Source organism: Elusimicrobiales bacterium (assembly GCA_041651175.1).
GTDB lineage: Bacteria > Elusimicrobiota > Elusimicrobia > Elusimicrobiales > Elusimicrobiaceae > JAQTYB01.
Genome location: JBAZJT010000017.1, coordinates 26,495 through 49,634, shown reverse-complemented (window position 1 = coordinate 49,634; position 23,140 = coordinate 26,495). Strand labels below are relative to the sequence as shown.

25 protein-coding genes and 1 pseudogene are annotated in these 23,140 nt (G+C 60.3%); 9 read left to right on the top strand and 17 right to left on the bottom strand.

Annotated elements, in window-relative coordinates:
* Positions 1–229: 229 nt before the first annotated feature.
* The 7 genes and pseudogenes from WC421_09535 to rpmE all read right to left on the bottom strand — a co-directional run bounded on the left by WC421_09535 (position 230) and on the right by rpmE (position 6,395).
* Positions 230–1,105, bottom strand: coding sequence for a hypothetical protein (locus WC421_09535; GenBank protein ID MFA5162475.1), 876 nt, complete (start codon positions 1,103–1,105; stop codon positions 230–232).
* Positions 1,106–1,166: 61 nt separating this feature from the next.
* Complete coding sequence (gene cysK, locus WC421_09530) at positions 1,167–2,099, bottom strand: cysteine synthase A (protein ID MFA5162474.1); 933 nt, start codon at positions 2,097–2,099, stop codon at positions 1,167–1,169.
* 79 nt (positions 2,100–2,178) lie between these two features.
* Positions 2,179–2,679, bottom strand: a complete 501-nt coding sequence (locus WC421_09525) for a GAF domain-containing protein (GenBank protein ID MFA5162473.1) — start codon at positions 2,677–2,679, stop codon at positions 2,179–2,181.
* Entirely contained in the window at positions 2,676–3,932 is a 1,257-nt protein-coding gene (murA, locus tag WC421_09520; protein ID MFA5162472.1) for a UDP-N-acetylglucosamine 1-carboxyvinyltransferase, read from the bottom strand. Before murA ends, WC421_09525 begins: the two co-directional genes overlap by 4 nt.
* Complete coding sequence (prmC, locus tag WC421_09515) at positions 3,932–4,765, bottom strand: peptide chain release factor N(5)-glutamine methyltransferase (protein MFA5162471.1); 834 nt, start codon at positions 4,763–4,765, stop codon at positions 3,932–3,934. Before prmC ends, murA begins: the two co-directional genes overlap by 1 nt.
* On the bottom strand, positions 4,737–5,792 hold the full coding sequence (gene prfA, locus WC421_09510; GenBank protein MFA5162470.1) for a peptide chain release factor 1: 1,056 nt from the start codon (positions 5,790–5,792) through the stop codon (positions 4,737–4,739). The genes prmC and prfA overlap by 29 nt, the downstream gene beginning before the upstream one ends.
* Positions 5,793–6,206: 414 nt before the next feature.
* Positions 6,207–6,395: pseudogene (gene rpmE, locus WC421_09505) on the bottom strand (50S ribosomal protein L31).
* 132 nt (positions 6,396–6,527) lie between these two features.
* On the opposite strand from rpmE, the gene WC421_09500 reads away from it, so the two are divergent.
* On the top strand, positions 6,528–7,250 hold the full coding sequence (locus WC421_09500) for a L,D-transpeptidase (GenBank protein MFA5162469.1): 723 nt from the start codon (positions 6,528–6,530) through the stop codon (positions 7,248–7,250).
* Positions 7,251–7,316: 66 nt separating this feature from the next.
* Here WC421_09500 and WC421_09495 read toward each other — a convergent pair whose 3' ends face one another.
* Genes WC421_09495 through WC421_09460 form a run of 8 tightly spaced genes read right to left on the bottom strand, consistent with a single transcriptional unit; the run spans position 7,317 to position 13,841 of the window.
* Positions 7,317–7,754, bottom strand: coding sequence for a hypothetical protein (locus tag WC421_09495; protein MFA5162468.1), 438 nt, complete (start codon positions 7,752–7,754; stop codon positions 7,317–7,319).
* Positions 7,754–9,163, bottom strand: coding sequence for a RelA/SpoT family protein (locus WC421_09490; protein MFA5162467.1), 1,410 nt, complete (start codon positions 9,161–9,163; stop codon positions 7,754–7,756). Before WC421_09490 ends, WC421_09495 begins: the two co-directional genes overlap by 1 nt.
* A gap of 40 nt (positions 9,164–9,203) precedes the next feature.
* The gene (locus WC421_09485) at positions 9,204–10,100 is read right to left on the bottom strand and encodes a polysaccharide deacetylase family protein (GenBank protein MFA5162466.1); all 897 of its coding nucleotides are present in this window, start codon (positions 10,098–10,100) and stop codon (positions 9,204–9,206) included.
* Positions 10,087–11,148: a bifunctional UDP-4-keto-pentose/UDP-xylose synthase gene (locus WC421_09480; protein ID MFA5162465.1), complete on the bottom strand. Its 1,062-nt coding sequence runs from the start codon at positions 11,146–11,148 to the stop codon at positions 10,087–10,089. The genes WC421_09485 and WC421_09480 overlap by 14 nt, the downstream gene beginning before the upstream one ends.
* A 49-nt stretch (positions 11,149–11,197) precedes the next feature.
* A complete protein-coding gene (locus WC421_09475) occupies positions 11,198–12,526 on the bottom strand; it encodes a sodium:alanine symporter family protein (GenBank protein ID MFA5162464.1) in 1,329 nt (442 codons plus the stop codon).
* 10 nt (positions 12,527–12,536) lie between these two features.
* Positions 12,537–13,169 carry a CYTH domain-containing protein gene (locus WC421_09470; GenBank protein MFA5162463.1) on the bottom strand — a complete coding sequence of 211 codons (633 nt, stop codon included), beginning with the start codon at positions 13,167–13,169 and terminating at the stop codon, positions 12,537–12,539.
* Positions 13,156–13,530: a PilZ domain-containing protein gene (locus tag WC421_09465; protein ID MFA5162462.1), complete on the bottom strand. Its 375-nt coding sequence runs from the start codon at positions 13,528–13,530 to the stop codon at positions 13,156–13,158. The genes WC421_09470 and WC421_09465 overlap by 14 nt, the downstream gene beginning before the upstream one ends.
* Complete coding sequence (locus WC421_09460; GenBank protein MFA5162461.1) at positions 13,518–13,841, bottom strand: hypothetical protein; 324 nt, start codon at positions 13,839–13,841, stop codon at positions 13,518–13,520. The genes WC421_09465 and WC421_09460 overlap by 13 nt, the downstream gene beginning before the upstream one ends.
* Here WC421_09460 and WC421_09455 point away from each other — a divergent pair.
* Positions 13,834–14,901, top strand: a complete 1,068-nt coding sequence (locus WC421_09455; GenBank protein MFA5162460.1) for a Fic family protein — start codon at positions 13,834–13,836, stop codon at positions 14,899–14,901. The genes WC421_09460 and WC421_09455 overlap by 8 nt on opposite strands.
* An 88-nt stretch (positions 14,902–14,989) precedes the next feature.
* Positions 14,990–15,235 (top strand): hypothetical protein, encoded by a 246-nt coding sequence (locus WC421_09450; GenBank protein ID MFA5162459.1) that lies wholly within the window; start codon positions 14,990–14,992, stop codon positions 15,233–15,235.
* A 67-nt stretch (positions 15,236–15,302) separates the two neighbouring features.
* Here the strand turns inward: WC421_09450 and WC421_09445 are convergent, their stop codons facing one another.
* Positions 15,303–16,073 carry a hypothetical protein gene (locus WC421_09445; GenBank protein MFA5162458.1) on the bottom strand — a complete coding sequence of 257 codons (771 nt, stop codon included), beginning with the start codon at positions 16,071–16,073 and terminating at the stop codon, positions 15,303–15,305.
* Positions 16,074–16,381: 308 nt separating this feature from the next.
* Here WC421_09445 and WC421_09440 point away from each other — a divergent pair, with 308 nt between their 5' ends.
* From WC421_09440 to WC421_09415, 6 genes are all read left to right on the top strand, one after another.
* A complete protein-coding gene (locus WC421_09440) occupies positions 16,382–17,698 on the top strand; it encodes a hypothetical protein (protein ID MFA5162457.1) in 1,317 nt (438 codons plus the stop codon).
* Positions 17,698–17,982, top strand: coding sequence for a hypothetical protein (locus WC421_09435; protein ID MFA5162456.1), 285 nt, complete (start codon positions 17,698–17,700; stop codon positions 17,980–17,982). The genes WC421_09440 and WC421_09435 overlap by 1 nt, the downstream gene beginning before the upstream one ends.
* A 71-nt stretch (positions 17,983–18,053) precedes the next feature.
* Positions 18,054–19,202, top strand: coding sequence for a hypothetical protein (locus tag WC421_09430; protein ID MFA5162455.1), 1,149 nt, complete (start codon positions 18,054–18,056; stop codon positions 19,200–19,202).
* A 14-nt stretch (positions 19,203–19,216) separates the two neighbouring features.
* A complete protein-coding gene (locus WC421_09425; GenBank protein MFA5162454.1) occupies positions 19,217–20,170 on the top strand; it encodes a metal ABC transporter substrate-binding protein in 954 nt (317 codons plus the stop codon).
* A complete protein-coding gene (locus WC421_09420; protein ID MFA5162453.1) occupies positions 20,167–20,910 on the top strand; it encodes an ATP-binding cassette domain-containing protein in 744 nt (247 codons plus the stop codon). The genes WC421_09425 and WC421_09420 overlap by 4 nt, the downstream gene beginning before the upstream one ends.
* Positions 20,903–21,760, top strand: a complete 858-nt coding sequence (locus tag WC421_09415) for a metal ABC transporter permease (protein MFA5162452.1) — start codon at positions 20,903–20,905, stop codon at positions 21,758–21,760. Before WC421_09420 ends, WC421_09415 begins: the two co-directional genes overlap by 8 nt.
* Here the strand turns inward: WC421_09415 and WC421_09410 are convergent.
* The gene (locus WC421_09410; protein ID MFA5162451.1) at positions 21,740–23,110 is read right to left on the bottom strand and encodes a Mur ligase family protein; all 1,371 of its coding nucleotides are present in this window, start codon (positions 23,108–23,110) and stop codon (positions 21,740–21,742) included. The two genes, WC421_09415 and WC421_09410, sit on opposite strands and share 21 nt — an antisense overlap.
* Positions 23,111–23,140 lie beyond the last annotated feature (30 nt).

Here is a 23,140-nt window from a genome sequence, read left to right as displayed (position 1 = left end):
CAGAATTCTGCGCGAAGCGGAGGAAAAAGACACGGTAAAATCAATCAAAACGGGAGGCATGGCAAAAAATATCCCGACGGAGCCACGACGAGAGATTTCAGGCTCATTATTCAATTAGAAAATGCTGAACCGCCCGCCGAATATTCCGCTGTCCAACTGCAGTTTCCTGGCAAAACGCAAAGCGCGCGCCCGTGCGGGCGCGCGCTTTGCGTTTTGCGTGCGGAACATTTCAGCGGGAGAGTATTTCCAGATACCCGTCCGCAGTCTTCCTGAATATATAGCCGCTTTCAAAGCCCTGGAAGGTGACGCCTTCCCGGGTAACCGCGGATTCCGGCATGAAGTAGTTCTTCATGGCGTCGGCGGCGGGGACGAATATGAAAGACGTCTTGTCCTTGCCGGCGAAATGCACGTCCAGATACTGGTCCTCCAGCAAGTCGGTGCCGTAGAACAGGACGTATTTTTGGCTAAGCGTCAATTGCGTGCCTTTGGCGGACACGGCCTCTCCCACCTGCTTGGCTGTGGCGCGGAACAGCGAACTGCCGTTCTGCGTTACGTCCACGATGCTGTTTGCGGGCGTGAATATGTCCGGCTGGATGCTGACCGTGCAGGGCTCCGTCTCTCCCGGAAACAGGATATCTTTGCTGCCGGAAGTCGCCAGATGATAGGCATTGGCGCCGAATATCCTGCCGGATGTGTTGAATATGACGTAATACTTGTTCACCCCGTCGCAGTTATGGGCGGAGGACACGCAGTTGGACGCTCCCGCGCCGGAAACGTATACCTCTGTTTTTTTTGCGGCGGTAAAGCCAATAGATGGTGTCAGATGCACGTCGCGCAGCGGGGGATACTTTATTCTGGCTACCACGGTGGCCTTGCCGGAGGCGGGCGCATGCGCCGCCTTGAGCGTGATTACGTTTCTGGCGAAGGCCAGTCCGGCCTCCGGGTTGGCCGCGGCGCGCGGCGCGCCGGGCATTGACACTTCCGTTTTAGCTATGCCGGAACGGGTTATGCTCAATGCCGCCGGGACGCCTGCGGCAGGACCTGCCGCCGCGCACACGGGCGCGGCGAAAGCGGCAAGCGCCGCCATTATGATTGATTTTGTCATGAATTGCCTCCGTTTGGCATATTATCCCACGAAACAGTTTTTTTTACAATGACCGGAGCCGCTATGCGGCATTGCCGAACAGCCAAGTGGAAAGATAACGCTCGCCAGTGTCCGGCAGCACGGTTACTATGGTTTTGCCGCGGGCCTGCTCCCTTTGCGCGATTTGCAATGCCGCCCACATGGCCGCGCCTCCGGAAATGCCGGCGAGAATGCCTTCTTTCCGGGCCAGGCGGCGCGCGGTGTCGCCGGCGTCCGGGGCGGTTACAGTTACGATTTCGTCAATTATTTTCCGGTTAAGCACCGCGGGTATAAATCCCGCCCCTATGCCCTGTATTTTATGCGGGCCGGGCCTGCCGCCGGAAAGCACAGGGGAATCCGCCGGTTCCACCGCCACTATTTTTACCGCCGGGTTTTTCGCCTTCAAAACCTCGCCCACCCCCGTTATCGTGCCGCCGGTACCCACTCCGGCGACGAAATAGTCCACATTGCCGCCGGTATCGTCCAGGATTTCACGCGCCGTGGTGTTGCGGTGCATTTCGGGATTGGCGGGGTTTGAAAACTGCCCGGCGATGATGCTGCCGGAGATGGCTTTGTTAAGATCTTCGGCTTTTTCCACCGCGCCCTTCATCCCTTTGGCGCCTTCGGTAAGCACAAGCTCTGCGCCGAGGATTTTGAGAATCTGCCGTCTTTCGGCGCTCATGGTGTCTGGCATTGTCAGTATCAGCCGGTATCCGCGCGCCGCGCAAATGAACGCCAGCGCGACGCCGGTATTGCCGCTGGTGGGCTCTATTATTGCGGTGTCTTTTTTTATAAGGCCGCGCTTTTCCGCATCGTCTATGATTGCGACTCCCACGCGGTCCTTGACGCTGGAAAGCGGGTTGCGCGATTCCAGCTTCGCAAGCACGGTCGCGCCGGAATTTTCCGTCAGGCGGTTGATGCGCACCAGCGGCGTATGTCCCGCAGTGCGGCTTATGTCGGAATAAACAGTCCCCATAATGTCGCCTCTTTTAATGTCGGTTTTTTAATTTCGGGCGCTCCGCGCGCGGCGGGAGGCGGAAGTTCCTGGCGGGTTCTCAGGGCGAATTGCGCATTTCCGAAATTGCCCTTGCCACGGAAAGGCACAGAAATCCTGCCAGTTCCATATCCGCGTCGGTAAACGAGCCGGACTGCGGGTTTATAAGCTCTATAACGCCCATCAGCTCGCCCGTGTTTATAACCGGCGCGCACAGCACGGCCCTTGTCTGAAAGCCGGTGGACTTGTCTAGCTTGTCGCAGAATTCGGGGGATTTGGAGACGTCGTTTGCTATTATCGGCTTGAGGTTTATCGCCGCGGAGCCGACCACGCCCTCGTAGCCTATGGTCATGTCGGTTACCTCTCCGGCGCAGACGCCCAGCGCGTATTGCAGCGTCAGCGTCCGGTGTTCGGTATCGGCCTTGAAGTAGCTGGCGGCCTCGCAGCGGAAAGCCTCGCTCATCGCTTTGATGAAGGCCTGCCACAGCGCGGCCTCGCCTTCCGGCAGCGCCGCGCGCAGTTTGCTGATTATGGAGGACAGCAGTTTCATTCTCTCGTTCATAAGTTCACCCGCCTTATGTCCGCGCCCAGCGCGGAAAATGTGTTTTCCAGCCGGAAATAGCCCCTGTCTATGTGGTACACCCGCTGCACCACGGAACGGCCCCCGGCGGACAGCGCGGCCACGGCCAGCGCGGCCCCGCCCCGCAGGTCAGACGACATCACCTCCGCGCCCGATAGCCGCGCCGCGCCGCTTATGGCGGCGCAGTTTCCCTTCACCCGAATGTCTGCGCCCATGCGCGCAAGTTCGGCGGCGTGCATGAAGCGGTTTTCAAATATGGTCTCGCGCACCCGGCAGCAGCCGGCGGCGCGGCACATGTAGGCCATCCACTGCGGCTGCAAATCGGTGGGGAATCCGGGATGCGGCCTGGTTGTTATGCCCGCCGGCAGCGGCCTGCTTTTGGGGGCTTTCAGCGATACCGAATTTGCGCCGGTCTTTATCCGTGCGCCGGATTTGGCCAGGGCCGCCAGCAGCGCGCGCATGTCCCGCGGCCTGCAATCCGAGATGTCTATTTCCCCGCCGGTGGCCGCGGCGGCCACAAGGCAGGTTCCGGCAACCACCCTGTCGGGCATGACGGCATGGTTTGCGCCGCGCAGCTTTTTGACGCCGTTTATGGAAATATCCCCGTTTTTCTCGCGGCGGATGAAGGCGCCCATCCCGTTGAGGCAGGAAATCAAATCGTCTATCTCCGGTTCCAGCGCGGGGTTTTCCAGCACGGTAAGACCGGGGGTCAGCGCGGCGCAGAGCATGGCGTTTTCAGTGGCGCCCACGCTGGGGAAGGGGAATTTTATGCGCGCGCCTTCCAGTTTCCGGGCGGAAAGTTCCAGGCAGCCGTCCCGTGTCCGGACGCTGGCGCCCAGCCGTTCAAAAGCCTTTATGTGAATGTCCAGCGGGCGCAGGCCGATGGCGCAGCCGCCGGGCAGCGGAACGCGCGCCCGCCCGAACCTTGCCAGCAGCGGCCCCGCCGCCAGCGCGGAGGCGCGCATCTGCTTTACCAGGTCGTAGGGCGCGTCCGTGGCGGTTTTGCCGCCGCAGAGTATGCGCGCCGCGCCGTTTTCGTAAACCGTTTTTTTGCCCAGGGCCTCCAGCAGCCGCAGGGCCGTGCGGATGTCGCGCAGCGGCGGCATGCCGGAGACGGCGCATTCCCCGTCGGTCAGCAAGGAGGCCAGCAATGCCGGCAGCGCGGCGTTTTTGGAGCCGTCCGCCTTTACCCCGCCCTTTAGCGGCGCGCCGCCGTTGATTATGAACGCATCCATCAGATTTTGGCCATGACAAAACGTTTTATCCCGCAATCGTCCCTGAACGCGCGGATTTTCCCGAAGCCGCCCGCAGCCAGCATGCGCCGGACGGCTTCCCACTGATTATAGCCGATTTCAAGCAGCAAAAACCCTCCGGGATTTATAAATCCGGCTGCGCGCGCCGCGATTTTGCGCATGCAGTCCAGCCCGTCCGCCCCGCCGTCCAATGCCGCGCGCGGCTCGTATTCCAGCTCCCGCTGGGCGTTGATATCGCCGGTCCTGACATAAGGCGGGTTGGAGATGATTGCGTCAAATTTTCCTTTTACGCGCGTAAACAAATCGCTTTTGATGAATTGCACTCCGCAGCCCAGCGCGCGCGCGTTGGTGGCGGCCACGGAAAGCGCGCGCGCGGAAATGTCGCAGGAGGTTATTTGCGCGCGCGGCCTCGCCATTGCCAGGCAGCAGGCTATGCAGCCGCTGCCGGTTCCGATTTCAAGGATGTCCGCCTTCGGCGGCAGGATTTTGAGGGCCAGCCGCACAAGCCCCTCGGTTTCAGGCCGGGGAATCAGGACATGGCGGCTTATGCGGAAACTCATGCCCATGAAGGGCTGTTCCCCCGCGATATAGGCCAGCGGCAGGCCGGAGGCTTTCTTTTTTATCAGCCTGAAAAATTCCGCGGATTGCCGGGGGGGGATGTTATGGCTGAATGCCAGCAGATTCAGCCGGGGAATGCCCGCCGCCAGCGACAAAAGCCACTGCGCATTCTGCTCCGGCTCGGTTATGCCGGCGGAGCGCAGGCGGAGCGCGCCTTCGCGGAGAAGCTCATTGCAGCTCTTTGAGCCTTTCCTCAACGCGGGCTTTTCTGAGGGCGTCAAAAATCTCTTCAAAGCTGCCTTCCATTATCTCGTCTATGTTGTGCCACGATCGCTCCAGCCGGTGGTCCGTTACCCGGCTTTGCGGGAAATTGTAGGTGCGGATTTTCTCGGAGCGGTCGCCGGTGCCGACCTGCGTCTTGCGCGCGGCGGCCAGTTCGCGCTGCTTGGTTTCCTCGGCTATGGCGGCCAGCTTGGCCTTGAGCATTTTCATGGCGCGCTCGCGGTTCTGGCCCTGCGAGCGTTCCTGCCGGCACTGCACCACTATGCCGGTGGGGAGATGGGTGATTCGGACGGCGGTCTCCACCTTGTTTACGTTCTGTCCGCCCGCGCCGCCGGCGCGGCAGGTGTCCAGCTGCAAATCCTGGGGATTGATGACGATGTCTACATCGTCGGCCTCGGCTATGACGGCCACCGTGCAGGTGGAAGTGTGCACCCGCCCCGACGCTTCCGTGTCCGGCACGCGCTGGACGCGGTGGACGCCGCCCTCCTCGCGCAGCAGCGAATAGGCTCCCTCGCCCTTTATATAAAGCGAGGCGAATTTGCAGCCTTTCGGCGTTGCCGCCGGCGTGAATTCCAGCAGTTCGGCCTTCCAGCCCTTGTTTTGCGCGAAACGGGTATAGGCGCGCAGCAGTTCGCTGGCAAATAGCGCGGCCTCGTCGCCGCCAGCGCCGGGCCGGATTTCCAGATAGACGCTTTTGGAGTCTTTGGGGTCCGGCGGGATGAGCAGGGTCTTGATTTCCGCCTCAAGCGGCGGCTTTTCGGCTTCCAGCAGGGCTATATCCTCGGCGGCGAGTTTGGCCAGTTCCCGGTCCGGGCCGGAGGCCATCTCGCGCGCGCCGGCAATGTCGCTTTCCAGTTTGGCCAGAGCGGCCAGCTTGTCGGAAAGCGGTTTAAGCCAGGCGTGCCGCTTTGACAGCGCGGCAAACTCCTCCGGCGCGATATTGCCGGCGGAGAGTTTGGTTTCTATATCCCTGCATTCCGCTATGAAACGGGAAGTATCCATAAGAGCCTGTCTAAACTCTCCGTATTCTGCTGCAACCGGCGATTTCGGCCTGCCGCTTCGCGGCACTCGGCTTACGCACGGCTTCTCAGCAGTGCGCGCGCCTCGCGCCGCTTCGCCGCAGGCCGAAATCGCCGGTTTCGCGACGAATGAAGATTTTAGACAGGCTCTAAAAAATCCGAACCGCCCGCTTTCATGAAAAGCGGGCGGTTCGGCGGAATGCGTCTATTTTGCCGGCGCGGGCGCGGAGTCCGGTTTGGCAGCTTTCTTTTCTGATTTCTTGGCGGCCTTGGCGGCTTTAGCGTCCATGGGCTTGGCGTGCGGTGTGGTTTTAAGGCTGCGCGCCTTGGTAACGCCGGTCTTGACCACGACGGCGGCCTTTTTCTCGCGCACTATCGTTTTGCCCTCGGTGGCGGCGAAACGTTTCTGGAATTTCTCCACGCGGCCCGCGGTGTCGAGCAGCTTCTGCTTGCCGGTGAAGAACGGATGGCAAGCCGCGCAAATGTCCAGCTTTATCTCCGGTTTCACGGAGCGGGTGACAAAACTGTTGCCGCAAGCGCAGGTTACGGTTGATATGACATATCTCGGATGAATGCCTGATTTCATTGCAGTCTACCTCTCTCCATTTATTATATAAAACGCCGCGCCCTCCCGTCCATACCAAACCGGCATGGGACTTTAGGCTCATGCGCGCAAAACGGGCTTGTGCGATAATTTACATCACAAGGGAGGACATGAATGAAAACTATCGTTAAAATTGTCGTGTGCGCGGCCATTGCCGCCGTTGCGGTTCCCGCGGCGCGCGCGCAGGCGGTTGAGGGAATTTTTGACGGCGGCAAAGCCGGAGTTGCGTCAAGGCTGCTGCCCGGCGGCGAAAAATGGCAGGCGCCGGATGTGCCCGGCATGAGCGAGGCTGTGGAGGGTTTCAAGCTGGAGCCTTCCGCGGTTGAGCGGCTGCGCCGCGAGGCGTTTGCCAACCCCGGCAGATTTATAGACGAGCGCGACCCCTGGGAAGTCGGCGCCGCCTTCGGGCTTGATGAGGAGCCGCTTGTCCGGCAGCTTATCCCCAATGACAAGGCGCAGCGGGCCAGCGTGCGGATACTGGTCAATCTCTCGGACCAGAATCTGACCATAGTCTCGCCCACGATTAGCGAGCGGTTCCTTATATCCTCCGGCGTGAAGGGCCACCGCACCCCCGGCAGCGGCAGATGCTACAGGCCGGATTTCCTGGACGCGCATCACCGCTCATCGCTTTACGGCAACGCGCCCATGCCCAATTCGGTGTTTTTCAACGGCAATATCGCCGTTCACGCCACCGAGTCCGAGAGCAAGCTGGGCCGCCCGGCCTCGCACGGCTGCGTGCGCGTTTCGCTGGAGGCGTCAAAGAAGATCTTCGCGGAAGTCAAAAGCTACGGCAAAAGCTCGACCAGCATCTGCGTGGTGGGCAATCCGCCCAGTTGATATTGAGTCTGCAAAACAGCGCCCCCGTCCGCCAGCGGCGGATGGGGGCTTTGATTTTGAGGGGCGTTACATTCCGCCGCTGAACAGGTCCGGGGAGCCGGTGTAGGCCGACATAGCCGTGTAAACGGCGTCCTTGATTTTAGTGTACAGCAACCAGGTGGCGGCGCAGAGCAGCACGGTGTAGACTATTTTGGCGGTTCTGGACAGCAGCGGCGATTTCCACACGAAAACAAGCGAGAACGGGCCGATAATCAGCGTGTAGAATATTATTCCCTGGTGCTTGTACCGCCACGGGATATTGTCGCCCTGGCCCTTGCCGCAGTGCCGGCAGTAGTTGTCCGAGATGCTTATGATGCAGTGGCAGCTCCAGCATCTGGAGGATATCAGTGCGGCTTCCGCCTGGGGGGTGAGCGGAACTCCGGGCGGCGGGGGCTGCGGCATCCCCGGGGTTCTGCCGCATATCGCGGCTGCTTCCGCTAGCAAATCCGCCTCGCTTTTATTCATTAGACCTCCTCTCCCAAACCATGCTCGCGCAGGTATTTCCTGATTTTGGAGCGCGAGCGCCCCGTCCTGACCATTTTAAGCCAGTCGGGCCGGGGCGAGCTGTTTTTGCGCGTCAGAATATCGCAGATGTCGCCGCTTTTAAGCTCGTAATCCAGCGGCACCATTTTGCCGCCTATCTTGGCGCCGAAGCAATGCTCGCCCACTTCCGAATGCACCATGAACGCGAAATCCAGCGGGGTCGCGCCCTTGGGCAGCGCCTTCACCTCGCCCTTCGGGGTGAATATGAACACCTGCTGCAATTCCATGTCGGTGCGCAGGCTTTCCAGAAATTCGCGGGGGCTGGTCAGGTCCTGCAGCCATTCTATCCAGTGGCGCAGCCAGTTGATTTTCTCGTCAAAATGCGCGTCGCGGCCCGCCTTGCCCAGCTTGTAGCGCCAGTGCGCGGCTATGCCGTATTCGGAGGTGCGGTGCATCTCCTCGGTGCGTATCTGCACCTCCACGATATTTCCGGTGGAGGAAACCACCGTGGTGTGCAGGCTCTGGTAAAGGTTCATCTTGGGCAGCGCGATATAGTCGGTGAAAGAGCCGGCCACCGGCTTGAAATACGAATGCACAAAGCCCAGCAGCGCGTAGCAGTCCGCCACGGAGTCGGTTATTATCCGCACGCCCAGCGAATCCTGTATGTCTTCAAAGGAGCGGCTCTGGGTTTTCATCTTGCGGTAGAGCGAATAGGCGTTTTTAGTGCGCGCCAGCACGCGGTGCGGGATACCGTGCTGGGCGAGATGCTTTTCCAGCTCCGCTTTGAAGCTTTCCAGGATTTGCAGCCTGTGCTGCTGCGTGCTTTCCAGCTGGCGGGAGAGGTCGTCAAATTCCTGCGGGTGCTGGGCCCGGAAGGACAAATCCTCCAGTTCCGCCTTGAGCGCAAACATTCCCAGCCGCTGCGCCAGCGGCGCGTAGAGGGTGATGGTCTCGTATGCGATGGCCTCCTGCCGCTCGCGCGGCAGGTATTCCAGCGTGCGCATGTTGTGCAGCCGGTCCGCCAGTTTTATCAGGATAACGCGCAGGTCCGCCGCCATAGCCATGAGCATCTTGCGCCAGTTCTCGGCAGTTTCCTCGTCGGCTGAGGAGAATTTGAATTTCTCTATCTTGGTTACGCCCTGCACCAGGCGGGTGATTTCCTCGCCGAATTCCTTCTGGAACTGCTCCACCGATATCGCGGTGTCCTCAAGCACGTCGTGGAGCAGCGCGGCGCAGACGGTGGGCAGGTCCAGCTTGTAATCCAGCAGTATGTCTGCCACGGCGTAGCAGTGGATGAAATATTTTTCGCCGGAGGCGCGCTTCTGCGCCGAATGCGCCTCCTCGGAATAAAGATACGCCTTTTCCAGCAGGCCGACGTCCCCGTCCGGCATATAGCTTTTATATTTGGCGGAGAGGGTTTCGCAGTCCATATCAGCAGACAGCCACGGTTCCGGCCCGGCCCGGCAGTTCGCCCCGTTTCGGGGGGGAGGCCGCAATGCCGCCCGGGTTTATGCCGCGCGCGGTTTCGGCCAGGGTGGCGAATTCGCAGCCGGCGGCGGACCAGCGCTCCAGAAGTTTTTCAAAAAAACCAAGATAGGCCAGCCCCTCGGCCTCGGCGTGCAGGGTGTAGACGTTTAGCGCGTCCGGTTTGGCGCAGCCGGACAAATGCTCCAGCGCGGATTGCTCGGTCATATCGTTCCAGGCCAGTATTTCGTCCAAAGTGGGCATTGTGGTCGGTATTTCCGGGAAGGCGGCGGGCGCGCCGTTGACGGCAAACCGCGCGGGGGCGCTGCCCCTTGCGGTTGAAATGTATTTCCAGCCGTAGCCGGAGAGCGCCTCCAGCGCGGCGGCGCTGATTTGCCATGCCGGCGCGGCGAAACCTTCCGGTTCCGCGCCTGTTATTTCGCGGTGCGCGCGGACGGCCAGCTCTAACTCGCGCGAGATTTCCTCCCGCGAAAGATTGTCCAGCTCGTCCTGCCAGCGGACATGGCTCCACGCATGGACGCCGGTTTCATGCCCCTCGCCGCGGGTTCTTTTTACCAGTTCCGGCAGCGCGGCGGCGGTAAGCGGCGCGGGCAGCAGCGTGCCGTAGAGCATGGTCCTGAACCCGTAAAGCTTCGCCGCATTGGTGCGGAACATTTTCTTGAGAAAACCCTTTTTTGTGAAAATCCGTTTTACCGCTTTGCCGCTTTCGTCCGGGCCGTAGCTGAAAAAAACAGACGCGCGCAGTTTTCTGCGCGCGAACAGGCCAAGCAGCCGCGGCAGGCCCTCTTCCATTCCGCGGCGCGTGTCTATATCCAGTTTCAGCGAGATTTTACAGCTCGGCATTATCCTCCAGCTCGGTTTCCGACAGGCTTTCGTGATAGAGCTTGAGGTAATAATCCAGCGTCAGCGAGACGGCGTCTTCAAAACCCACTTTCGGCTGCCAGCCCAGTATCCGCCGGGCCTTGGCTATGGCCGGCTTGCGCCGCGCCATGTCCTGGTAATCCTTGCCGTAGTAATTCTCCTCGGAGACGTCCTCTATGCGCGGCGCGGGCAGGTTTTTAGGGCGCAGCGGATGCGCGTTGTAGAGCCGCATCAGAGTCTCGGCCAGTTCGCGCACGGAGATGTCGGAGACCGGGTTGCCGAAATTGAATATCTCGCCGATATGGTCGTCCCCCTTGTGGGAGAGTATGGCCATAAGCCCGTCCACCCCGTCGGAGATATAGGTGAAGCAGCGCCGCTGCGCGCCGCCGTTTACTATATGCAGCGGCTTGCCGGTCAGTATATTCCACATGAACTGCGTCAGCACGCGGGAGGAGCCTTCCTTGGCGGCGTTGAGGCTGTCCAGCCCCGGGCCTATCCAGTTGAAGGGACGGAACGTGGTAAAGCGCAGCCCCGCCTTCTGCCCGTAGCCCCAGATGACGCGGTCCAGCAATTGCTTGGAGACGCTGTATATCCACCGCTGGTTCCGTATCGGCCCGACGACCAGATTGGACTTGTCCTCGTCAAATTCCTCGTCCGGGCACATGCCGTAGATTTCGGAGGTGGAGGGGAAAATCAGATGCTTTTTGTGGTTAACGCAATAGCGCACGACTTTGAGGTTTTCCTCGAAATCCAGCTCAAAAACGCGCAGCGGGTCCTTGATGTAGAGTTTCGGCGTGGCTATCGCCACCAGCGGCAGCACGGCGTCGCATTTCTTGACGTGAAACTCTATCCACTCACGGTTGACGGAGATGTCGCCCTCGGCGAAATGGAAGCGCTTGTGGTCCAGCATGGGTTTTAGCCTGTCCGCCGACAGGTCCATGCCGTAGACCTCCCAGTTGGTGGCGTCCAGAATTTTTTTGGTGAGGTGGTGCCCGATAAAACCGTTCACGCCGAGAATGAGTATTTTCATCGCGTCTCCTTTAGAGCCTGGCGGCCCGTTCATGCTAATCTTATCAAATTTAGTCCGACGCGGAGTCCGGCGCGGCGAAATAGCTCTTGGTCTCCGCCGCGGCGACGGGGGCCAGCGCAAGCAGCGATATTATATTCGGCAGCGCCATGCAGCCGTTGGCGATGTCGGCGAAAGCCCAGACCGCCGGCATGGACACCACCGCCCCCGCCATCACCGCCGCCACCCAGGCCAGCCGGTAGGGGAAGGCGGCTTTGGGCCCGAAGAGGTATTCCACCGCCTTCTCGCCGTAATACTCCCAACCCAGTATGGTGGAATACACGAAAGTGAAAAGGCCGAAATTGAGTATGAACGCGCCGACATGCGGTATGGAGCCGAACGCCGCCCTGGTTAGCGCCGCACCCTTTAGCCCCGCCTGCCACTGCCCGGAGCCGACCACGACAAGCCCCGTCAGCAGGCAGATGACCACGGTGTCCCAGAACGTGCCGGTGGAGGATACCAGCGCCTGCCGCACGGGGCTGCGGGTCTGCGCGGCGGCGGCCACTATCGGCGCGCTGCCCAGCCCGGATTCGTTGGAAAAAAGCCCGCGCGCGATGCCGTAGCGCATGGCCTCTTTGACGCCCGCGCCCAGAAACCCGCCCAGCGCCGCCTGGCCGCAGAACGCGCTTTTGAATATCAGCGCGATTGTCCCCGGCAGCGCGCCGAAATTCGCCGCCAGTATGTAGAGGCAGCCCGCCACATAGCCGATTGCCATGACCGGCACCAGTTTTTCGCAGATTGCGGCTATTGATTTGATGCCCCCCAGAATGACCAGCGCGGTAAGCGCGCACAGCACGGCGCCGGAGAGCGCCGGGTTTATGTTGAAGGTTTCCTTTGCCAGCCCGGCTATGGAATTGGACTGCACCATGTTGCCGATTCCGAACGCGGCCACGGCGGTGAACGCGGCAAAAGCCGTTCCCAGCCATTTGCAGCCGAGGCCGCGCTCCAGCACATACATCGGCCCGCCGGAGATGCGGCCTTGTGCGTCCGCGACGCGGTATTTGACGGACAGCAGCGCCTCGGCATATTTTGTCGCCATGCCGAAGACGCCGGTCAGCCACATCCACAGCACCGCTCCCGGCCCGCCCGCCGCCACCGCGGCGGCCACGCCCACGATATTGCCGGTGCCGATGGTGGCGGCCAGCGCCGTCATAAGCGAGGCGAAATGCGATATTTCCCCGTCGCCCTCTTTTTTGGAGCTGAAGGAAATCCTGATGGCGCGCAGCAGATGCCTCTGAATAAATCCCAGCCGGAAAGTGAGGAACAGATGCGTCCCGAACAGCAGTATTATGAGCGGCAGCCCCCACACGTAAGAACTGATTTTATCCAGAGCGGCTTCCATAGGTATCCTCTCAATGCAGGTATTTCAGTGCGGCGCGGGCGGTGGCGACCTTGGACATTCTGGCGGGGCTCAGGCCCGATTTTTCCGTGACGGCGCGGCAGAAATCCAGGAATTTCCGCAGCCTGCCGTTTTTGAATTCAAGCTCTATCTCCCTCATGCCCACGGTTTTGGGCCCGGCGAAAATCATGACATTGTCAAAGCAGGCCTGCGCCCGGAATTTCCCCGGCAGCGAAAGCGCAAACTGCCGCCTGCCGTTTTCAATGCGGAACCGCGTTTCCAGTGTCCTGCCCCTGGCCGCCGGATGGCGGTAAACCGAGCGTATCAGCTCCAGCGCGCCCCGCGCGTCCTTTACGCCGGGCAGCGGGAAATTATGCTCCGCGCGGCGGGCCAGCCCGCCTTTTATTCTTGAAGCGGATTTTTCGGTAAGCTCAAACCCCGCGGAGGAGGCGCGCAGCCGGCAGGTAACGCCGGATTTTTCAAGCGCGCGGCCTGCGGTGTCCAGATAATAATCCGTGTTTTTAACGCGGCGGGGCGGGGCGGACGCGGCCCCCAGCGCGGCGGCGGCGCGTAAAAAATCCCCGAATTGCTTCGGGGACGAGACCGCCCATTTGAATTCTATTTCCTCGCCGCTATGGCTGCTCATTGTAGACGGCTTTCATCAGCTTCCAGCGCGCGATATTGTCTATTTCGGTAAATGACACGGCGATGTCGTAGCTCCATTCGTCCAGCCTTTCCACCCGCACCACCGCGCCGGAGGCGGAGCATCTCTCGTCCCCGCCGTCGGGGCCGTGGAACTTGATTTCCATGTCCAGCCGGTCGCCGATGGCAAACGGCATGCGGGACTCAAACAGCAGTCCGCCCGCGCTGACATTTTTTGTCACGGATTCTGCGGCCAGGCCGTTGTCCTGCACGGAAGGCGCGCGTTCGCAGCGCACCACATAAAGCGTGTCTATCCTCTGGTATTTCCGGCGATCCGTGCTGGCGTTTTCCATCAGTACGGGCATATATGAGAATTATACACCGAAACCGCTTTTTTTTCCAGCATAATTATCAATACGGTATCCCCCGTTTTTTGAAAAGCCGTGGTGTATTTGGCAAACGACAGCGAAAACGGCATCAAACCACGAAACAAACGAAAAGGGAACAAAAAAGTTTCCGGTAGTTGTTCCCGCCTTGTTCCAGAGCCTTTTCGTGTGTTTCGCTCAATGATTTTGTCGGCTGGCTGGGCTTGCGGGAAAATTGTAGACTGATATATAGACATGTTTAAACCGAATTTTGCCATTACTAATCCGATAGCGCGGGCCTTAATGGACATAGGGTTTGTTAAGGCAGCGTTGTCCGGCATGCACATCCCCATTGCTATTGAAACCGCTCTCCGTGAGCAGGCAAGGCTACGTTCCACCCATTATTCCACGCGTATTGAAGGCAATCGACTGACGCTTGCAGAAGCTAAGGAAGTCCTGCAAAACGCCAAGGTTTCTTTTCATGGCCGGGAACGCGATGTAAAAGAAGTCCGCAACTACTGGAACGCGCTTTTACGAGTTGAGGAATGGGCAGATGCTGGTAAGCCAGTCACGGAAGAGCTAATCCGCCAAATCCACGCGCTCGTTGAGTATGGCAAGCGCGCCAAGCCTACGCCTTATCGGGACGGGCAGAACGTCATACGCGAAGCCGGAAGCAATGCAATCATCTATTTGCCTCCGGAATCAAAAGATGTCTCCGAATTGATGACGGACATGGTGAAGTGGGTAAACAAGGCTGAAAAGGACGGCGTTCCGACCCCAATAATCGCCGGTATGGCTCATTACCAGTTTGTCACTATCCATCCCTATTACGATGGGAATGGCCGCACTGCGCGGCTTTTAGCCACGTTTATCCTGCATCGCGGCGGGTATGGCCTAAACGGCTTTATATCGCTGGAAGAACACCATGCACGCGACCTGAATGGCTACTACAATGCGCTTTCGGTCCACCCGCATCATAACTACTACGAAGGCCGCGCGGATGCTGAACTGACTCCTTGGCTGGAGTATTTTACCAAGACTCTAGCGCAGGTGTTTCAATCGGTGCACAAAGAAGCCTTGGCCTTGGCTCAAAAAGGCATCAAGGCGGAGCCTGGGCCGCTGCGTAAACTGGATAAGCGTGCCAGAGCCGTATTGGGCCTATTCGTGCAGACGGAGACCATATCTGCCAGTGATGTGTCAAAGCTGCTGGGACTATCAGACCGTATGACTCGGCTGCTCCTCAAGGAATGGACGGAAGCCTCCATTCTAACCGTCAAAAACGCCGCCAACAGAAACCGTGCCTACCAGTTATCGGCAAAATATCGGCAATACTTAGGGGCGTTATCGGCAATGCCTCCTGCCGAGAAATAACTGTATTTGTGTCCACTAAAATCAGGCACAAAAACATTCCCGGCTTTCATTGGCAAAAGCACGGGCTACTGAAGTTTTCAGGTTAAGCATGCGCCAGCAGGCGCGGCTTTTGGGCATAAGCTGGTCGACGCTGCATTACAAACCGGCGGAACCGAAGCCGCGCGACATTACGCTGATGCGGCTTCTCGACGAGCAGTATACCGACACCCCGTTCTACGGCGTGCGCCGGATGACGGAGCATTTGAAGGGCTGCGGCTTTGCGCGTCGCTGCTGCTGCCTGGAACGCGCGCGCGTGTCGGGAAACAACGCGGGCGGGAGCTATGCGTTTGCATAGCTCCCGCCCTGAATATCCACTGCTGCTGTCGCCGGAGCGAGCCTTCCTTTACAGCGCGGCCCGGAACCTAGTTCACCACATTCTGTGCCGTCTGGCCGTTGGCGCTGTCCGGCAGCACGGAGGTCTGAAGGTCGCTTTGCTCCGTGGCGGCAGTCGTGCTTCCGTCGCTGCTGCTTCCGTCAGAGCCGGAAAGGGCCTTCCTGGACGCTCCCGACAGGCTCTTGCCGCTGGAGGAGGACGAAGACGCGCTCGCCAGCGATATTCTCATCGTCAGCCGCGCATCGGCCCCGCTGGAGAACGACAGCTTGCCCACATTGCTGGCCAGCACCTGATAGGTGTCGGGGTTTGAGGCGCTGTATTTGCCCATGTCCGGAGCATGCACCACCGTGCTGTCTTTCAGGAACACGGACTGCATTGTTTTCTTGTCCGGGGACATGTACTGAACAGCGGACCCGCCGGAGGCCACCTTGAAGCACAGGCTTCTGGTGTAGTTGGTGACGGTGATATTATGGGTGGGGCATTGCGCATGGTCGTAGCCGAAGCAATTGTCTCCCGATTCCGCCGCATTGCAGCCGCCGCCCGGGCTGGGACCATCTGTGCAAGTGTGTATCTGTGCCACCGTCTTGGGTATGGAACCCGGCAGTACGGGGGAATTCTTAACTCCGTCTATGACGGTTTCAAGCGCCACGTTTGCCTGGCTGAGGGCAAGCGCGTTCTTGTCCATGGATGCGTTGGAAGTCGCCACCATCCCGGACATGGCCGCTATAGTCAGCGCCATCGCTGCCAGGGCTCCCACAGCCGCCAGCAGTTCAACCAGCGTCGCTCCGTGTTTGTTCATAACTCCTCCTTAAGTGTGTTCCCGCTGCACAGTTTGCGACCGCGGTTCCAATAAAAAAACTTACTCCTCTCCAGCGCACATGCGCACACGCGCATTGCCGAGAAGACTGTGTTCCAAGAACCGCCGCACTGCAACTTCACCGTGCTCCTGGTATAGTATACCCCTTCCCGCGCACAAGTCAAGGCCTGATTTTCAGGGTCAAGACTCGCCTGCGGGCGCGGAAATGGGTAAAATATGGTGTCGCCTTGCGGTGCTGCGGATGAGGCTGTTTTGCAGTTCCGTATGGCGCGGCAGGCGGTTTGAAACATATGCTCGGTCAACTCATACGTGTCCTTGCGATAGCCGTTTTTGCGGCGGTTTTTCAATCCGCCGGCGCGGCGGCGGACGATTCCTGCTCCGCCAACAGTTCCGGCACCTGCGGCGCGGACTCCGCGCGGACTTCGCCGGATGCGCGGGCGGGTTTCGGATTGTTCCCTTTCGGTTTTCATAATGCGCCGTCTTCCGGGACCGCGCCCTCCCCTGCATCCTCTGCGGCCAAGATAAAAACCGCGCCGCCGGTTCAGCCTGCGGCGGGCGGGCCGGAAGTGGTTTTGTTTTACGCCTGGGATTGTCCGCATTGCCATCAGGCTATGGAATGGCTCTCCGGCCTTGGCGCGCGTTATCCGGGGCTGAAGGTCTCTAAATACGAGATAAAACGCTCCGCGGAAAACAGGGAACTGTTCGCGGGGTATCTGGCCGGGCACAAGGCCGGGCCGGCGGGTGTGCCGGCGTTTTTTATCGGCGGCAGGCTGCTGGTGGGTTTCGTGCGCGGGCAGAGCGAGGCGGGGCTGCTGGCCGCGCTGGACGAGGCGTCCGGCAAAACCGCGCAACAGTCCGCGCAGGAGATAGCGGTTCCCTTCATAGGCAGCATAAATCCGGCGGCGGTGTCCATGCCGCAGTTCAGCTTCGTGCTGGGGCTGCTGGACGGGCTCAACCCCTGCGCCATGTGGGTGCTGGTAATGCTGATGAGCCTGCTCATCCACACGCAGTCGCCCCGGAAAATGCTGATGGTGGGGGGCATATTCGTGGCGGCCTCCGCTGTGGTGTATTTCGCGTTCATGGCGGCCTGGTTCAACCTGTTTCTGGTCATAGGCGGCAGCCGCTGGATTACCGCGTTTCTGGGTTCCATAGCCGTGGCGATGGGGCTTGTCAACATCAAAGAGGTGTTCTTTTTCAAGCAAGGCGTTTCGCTGATGATACCGGAAAGCGCAAAGCCGACTTTGATGGCCAGAATGCGGCTTATAATCAACGAGAGGAACACTGCCGTGGCTGTTGCCGCCACCATAGTGCTGGCGCTATTTGTGAATCTCGTGGAGCTTGGCTGCACCATCGGCCTGCCCGCCATTTTCACGCGGGTGCTGTCCGTAAAACAGACCGGCTTTGCGGCGAAATATTTCTACATGGGCATATATAACATCGCCTATGTCATCCCGCTGGCGGCGATAGTGGGCGCTTTTGTCTTCACTCTGGGCCGCTTCAGGATGACGGAAACCCATGCCAAGGTTCTCAAGGCCGTAAGCGGAATTCTGATGCTGCTGCTGGGGCTGCTTATGGTGCTCAGGCCGGACGCGCTGGTGATGATGTAATGACAAGACTTGCCAAAAGGCTTGCTTTCGCCGTTTTGTTCGCGGCGGCTTTGGCGGCCATAGGCCATGTATTCGCGCATAGCTGCGGCGACGGCGAGGGTGGTTCCGACGGCTGCGCGGTCTGCATGACGCTCTCGTCCGCCTCGCTTGACGCCGCGCCGCATGTTGAAAAACCTCAAACCGCGCCGGCGGAGGCTGTCCCGCAAACGGCAGCCGTTTTCTTTTCCCGCACACTCCCTTACTTCGGAAGAGCGCCTCCTTATTACACACCGGTTGCAGCGTAAACCCGCGCGGCTTTCCGCGCGCATGGGCGGCATTGCGATAAAGCCGCTTCCATAGTTGCATAAGGAGGTGTATGAGGAAGATTCCGATTCTCTGCCTGATTCTGTCCTGCCCCGGCGTTTTATGGGCGCAGGATTTCGGCACAAAAACCGCCGGCACGCAATCCATGAACCCCGATATCGGGGTGGTGATGGATTTCACCGGACGCTTCACCTCCGGCTTCCGCAAAAGCGAGCCGGACGCCAACCGCTTCAAAATGCGCGGGGCCGAGCTGATAGCGACGCAGTACGTGGACGCTTTCGGGCGGCTGGATTTCGTCGGCTGCTCCGACGGCGAGGCGCTGAATGTTGAGGAAGCCTACGCCACCCTGTTTGAGCTGCCGCTGAAAACCAAAATGCGCGCCGGCAAGTTCTTCATGCCCTACGGCATTCTCAACACCTACCATACGCATGACCTGCCGCAGGTTGACAGGCCGCTTGTGCTGGAGCGTCTCTTCGGCGGGGAATACGGCGACACCGGCGTTGAAGGCTCGTGGCTGCTGCCAAACCCGTGGGACCTCTATTCGGAGCTTACCGTCGCCATGGCCAACGGCGACCGCATAGGCTCGGACGAGGCTGTGAATATGACGCCGCCCTCCTCCGGCATATGGGAGAACACCGGAAACGGCGACTGGAAAAAGCGCGCCTATATAGCCCGCTGGGCTAACTTTTTCCCGCTGTCCGACGAGGCCAGCCTGCTGGTGGGCGGCAACTTCGCGCGCGGCGTAAACGCCGGGAACGGGTCCAAAACGACATTCGGCGGCGTGGACGCCAAATTCCGCTACGTCTGGCCGGATATGCGCAAGTTCACCGCCCAGGCCGAGCAAATCTGGTGGAACGAAACCCAGCATTTCGTGGACGGCTCCGGCAATGTATACGACACGCCCATAAGCCCGCAGGGCGGCTATGCGTATGCCGAGTACGAGTTCATCCCCAAGCGCTGGGCTTTCGGCGCGCGCGCCGACTGGTCGGGGCAGAGACTCTTTGACCCGACCGCGGCGCGCTATAACGACATGAGCTACGAAGGCTCGGCTTATTTCACCTACACCCCGTCTGAATTCCAGCGGTGGCGGCTGCAATACCGCTACAGCGATTTCAATGAGGACGGCATGAAGCGGCACGCCAACGAGTTGCTGGTGCAGGCCACCTTCATAATCGGCTTCCATCCGCCGCATAAATTCTGATTGAGGAGAATGCAATGAAAAGACTTAAAACAATCGTCGCGGCAGCGTTTGCGCTGCTTGTCTGCTCCGGCGCCGCCTCCGCCGGAGGCAGGCTGAAGGTGTATACGGACCTGTCTGACTTTTCCTATCTCGCGGAACAGATAGGAAAGGACAAAGTCTCTTCGGAGAATTTCGTGGCCCCGTATCAGAACCCGCATTTCCAGGAGCCGAAGCCCAGCTTCATAATGAAGCTTAGCAAGGCCGATGTGTTCATTGAAGCGGGCCTTGAGCTTACCAAAGCGTGGCTTCAGCCGATAGTGGAGCAGTCCCGTAACCGGGATATAGTGCCGGGCGGCAAACGCCACTTCTATGCCTATCCGGGCATAGACATCATAGACGTGCCGGACCGGAAGCTGACGCGCTTTGAGGGCGATGTGCATCCAGCCGGCAATCCGCATTACAACTACGACCCGCAGGCGATGCTGCGTGTCAGCGTCAACATAAAAGACGCGCTGGCGGAGGCTGACCCTGCCAATGCCGCCTATTACTCCGCCAATCAGGCCGCGTGGGCGGCGGGGTATGAGAAAGCGTTGGCCCGCTGGCGGGATGCAATGGCTCCGTGGAAAGGCGCGAAAGTGGTCATTTACCACTCCAGCCTGCGCTATTTCGCGCAGCGCTACGGTTTGGACGAGACCGGCACCGTAGAGCCTAAACCCGGCGTAACGCCGTCGGGCCAGTATCTGTCCGACCTTACGGAGAAAATGAAGGCGCAGGGTTGCCGGGTCATACTCTATGACCCGTGGGACGCGAAGAAATTCGTGGAAACCCTCGCCCGCAACACCGGAGCCGTGGCGGTTGACATTTCCCCCGCCGTCGGCAGCCCAAAAACCGTGGCCAGCATAGAGCAGCGCTGGGATTACACCGTGGGCCAGGTGCTGGAAGCTTTCAGAAAAGCGGGGTATGGGGCGGCGGGGGGGGCCGCGAAATGAACGGCCTCCGCAATCAGGGCGTAGCGGCGGCGGCGTCCATCGGGGACGCCGCCGCCGGCCAGCCGCTGGCGCAATGCGTCAACGCCAGTTTCGGCTACGGGCGGACACCGGTGCTGGAAAACGTCAGCCTGTCGGTGCCGCGCGGCGTGTTCTGGCCGATAGTGGGGCCCAACGGCGCGGGCAAAAGCACGCTGCTCAAGGGCATTCTGGGCCTGCTGCCGCCGCTGGCGGGCGAGGTCAAACTCAACCTGGGCGGGAATCCTCCCGGCTACGTGCCGCAGGGCTGGAAGCTGGATTCCATATATCCGCTGACCGTGGGCGATGTTGTGCTGCAGGGGCGGTTCGGCCATATGGCCTGGCACAAAAGGCCGGACAGCGGGGACGTGGAAACCGCCAGACAGGCGCTGCGCGAGGTGCGGCTGGACGGCCGCTGGGACATGAATTACCGCGACCTTTCCGGCGGAATGCGCCAGAAGGTTCTTATCGCCAGGGCATTGTGCTATTCCCACAGCCTCATCTGCCTTGACGAGCCGACCTCGGAGGTGGACAAACCCTCCGAGCTGGATATTCTGGAGCATCTCTGCCGCCTGCGTTCGGAAAAAAACATGAGCGTGCTGCTTGTCTGCCACGCCATAGGCGCGGTGTTTAAGTATGCCGACACCTGCCTGCTGGTGGAGCATGGCGAAATAACCGTCGCCCGTGGCGCAATGCTGGGGAAAATAAAGGAGTCTTATGTCTGAACTGGCCGCATTGTGGAAGTTTTTCGCCCCGGGGCTGGCCGCCGGCATGATACTGGCGGCGGTTTGCGGCGCGCTTGGCGTGCTGGTGATAACCAAGCGCGTCACCTTCGTAGGCATGGCGCTTTCGGAGGTGGCGGCCTGCGGGCTGGCTTTCGGGCTTCTGCTGCTGCATCATGTTGAAGCCTCCATGCCGGTTTTCGCCGAAGCATGGGGCGGCGCCATAACCATGTCCGCCGCCGTGGCGGCGACCGCGGTGGCCGTAAGCATTCTGGCGCTGGCCTCCGGCGCAAGGCGCATATCGCAGGACGGGGTCATGGGCATACTGTTCGCGCTGGCCGGGGCGGGCAGCATACTGCTGGTCTCTTACAGCAGTTTCGGGCTTGACGAGGTCAAGGACCTGCTGTGGGGCAACCTGCTGGTGGCAAAACCTGCGGACCTTGCGTTGTCGGCTGCGGTGCTGCTGCCGGCGCTGCTGGCGCTGATTGTGTTCCTGCCGCGCATTGTGCTGGTGTTTACGGACGCGGACCTGGCCCGGCTGCTGGGGGTGCGCACAAAAGCGTGGGAGCTGGCGTTTTTCTATGCGCTGGGGGTTGTGGCGGCTGTCGGTTCAAAAGTGGGGGGCTCGCTGCTGGTGTTTGCGTATCTGGTGGCGCCGTCCTGCGCGGGGCTGCTGCTGGCGCGGAGAATGGGGAAGGCCATGCTCATATCGTCCTGCATAGCGGCGGCCTGCACGGCGGCGGGGCTGTATCTGTCTGTGCGCTTTGACGCGCCCGCCAGCCAGCTGGTCATAGCGCTGCTGTGCCTGTCGCCGCTGGCCGCGCTTGGGATTTCAAGAATTGGCAGAATTTGATGAGGCTACTGTCTCAAGCACGGTTTTGGCATAGGCGCTTAAATCCGGGTCGCGCGCGCCCATCACCATGACCACGTCGCCGTCTGCTGCTGCGGCGGCTATCTCGGCGGCTATGCGATTTTTGTCGGGATTGTATCTGGCGTCTGTGCCGCGCGCGGAAAGCGCGTCGGCCAGTTCTTTTGACGAGACGCTTTTGTCCGCCGTGCCTCCAACGTAATAGATGTCGGGAAACCAGACGATGTCGCCTTTTCTGACCCCGGCGGCGAAAGCCTCTATCAGTTCGCGTTTGAGCAGTCTCACCGGCGCAAAACCGTGCGGCTGGTAAAAAGACAGCACCCTCCTGCCGCGCAGCTGCGCCGCCGCCAGCGCGGCCGATATTTTGGCCGGGTTATGCGCGAAATCGTCTATGACCTCCACCCCGCGCGCCCTGCCCGCGCTTTCAAACCTGCGGGAAACGCCGCCGAAGCTTTTCAACGCGGACGCGCATGTCTCCAGCGGCACGCCGGACTGGGCGCAAAGCGCGCAGGCCGCCAGCGCATTGGCCGCGTTGTGCAGCCCCGGATGGTTCAGCTCGAAATTCACGCCGTTTATTTCAAAACGCGAGGAGAAACCGTCCATTCCTGTCATGCGTGCGCGCATTCCGCCTTTTTCAAAGCCGTAGGTTGCCGCCGCCTTTGCCGAAAATTCCGCCAGAGCGGGGTCGTCGGCATTGACGACTGTTCTGCCGCAGTTGTCCATGAACCGCCTGAAATAACCGGCCAGCACGTCTATTTCCTTGTGGTCTTTGGTGAGGTTCAAAATGGCGGCGGTGGCCGGGCGGTAGCTTACAAGGGAGCCGTCGCTCTCGTCGGCTTCTATGACCAGTATATCCGATTTGCCGCGGAACACGTTTCCCCACAGCCCGCGCTTTTGCAGCGACAGCGCCGCCCCGCCGGTTATCAGAGAGGGCGACATGCCGGCATGCTCCAGGATTTCAAAAACCATCGCCGTGGTGGTGGATTTGCCGCTGGTGCCGGTTATCGCCGCCGTCTTGAATTGCGCCACATGCCGCGCCAGCAGTTCCGCGCGGTGGATGGTTTTTACCCCCAGCTCGCGGGCCCGGGCGATTTCGGGGCTGTCGTTTTCTATGGCGGTGGAAAGCACCAGCGCGTCCAGCCCCGCCCTTATGCCGGAGCCGTCCTGCGGCGTGAACTTCACCCCCAGCGCGGACAGGCAGTCCCATATGGGCAGCTTATCGGAGCCCCTGTCCAGCAGCCTGTCGGAGCCGGAGATCTCGTCGCCGGACATGGCGTGCATCTGGGCCAGCGCGCTCATCCCGTTGCCGCCCACGCCGGAAAAATGCAGTTTCATGCCATCAGTTTAGCATTTTGCCGCGCGGAA